Here is a 607-nt window from a genome sequence, read left to right as displayed (position 1 = left end):
GTGCGCGCCGTCCTCACCGACCACCATCTTGAGCGCGACCCAGGTAGCCAGGGCGTCGACGTCGGCTTGGCTCAGCACGGGAACGTCGGGGCCGGCGACCGTCAGGCCGAGCAAAGCCCACGCGTGCGCCACCTCGTCCGCCGATATGCCGAGTTTCTCGGCCGCGGCTTGCACGGTATAGATCGGGCGGCCCGACCAGGCCAGGACATCACCGGCAAGCCCGAACAGCCGGCCGCGGCGTTCGGCTTCGACCATGTCCTCGACCGTGAAGCCAAGATCGTCGAGGTACTTGATCAGGTCGGCGCGTTCCCGCGGGTTCGCGATCCCAACGGCCTCAAGCTCGTCGAAGTCATACGACTCGGACACCTGCCCAAGTGTGCCAGCATTGGCGCGGATTAGGGTGGGACGCCGTGAGCGAGCTGCAGCACGGACCGCTGGAAGACCGGCACCGCGATATGGGCGCGAGCTTCGCCGAGTTCGGCGGCTGGCTCATGCCGGTGTCGTATGCCGGCACCGTCAGCGAACACAACGCGACCCGCGCGGCGGTCGGCCTCTTCGATGTCAGCCACCTGGGCAAGGCGTTGGTCCGCGGCCCGGGCGCGGCGGC

General features: G+C 68.9%; 2 pseudogenes. One reads left to right on the top strand and one right to left on the bottom strand.

Going from position 1 to position 607, the window contains the following annotated elements:
• Nucleotides 1–366, bottom strand: a pseudogene (locus tag A5652_RS10355) (adenylate/guanylate cyclase domain-containing protein); the annotation flags it as partial.
• Nucleotides 367–455: 89 nt separating this feature from the next.
• Between A5652_RS10355 and A5652_RS10350 the strand changes: the two are divergent.
• Nucleotides 456–607: pseudogene (locus tag A5652_RS10350) on the top strand (glycine cleavage system protein T); the annotation flags it as partial.

The sequence above is a fragment of the Mycobacterium sp. 1165178.9 genome (assembly GCF_001673555.1).
In the GTDB taxonomy this organism is placed as follows: Bacteria; Actinomycetota; Actinomycetes; order Mycobacteriales; family Mycobacteriaceae; genus Mycobacterium.
This window is presented reverse-complemented; position numbering and strand designations above follow the sequence as displayed.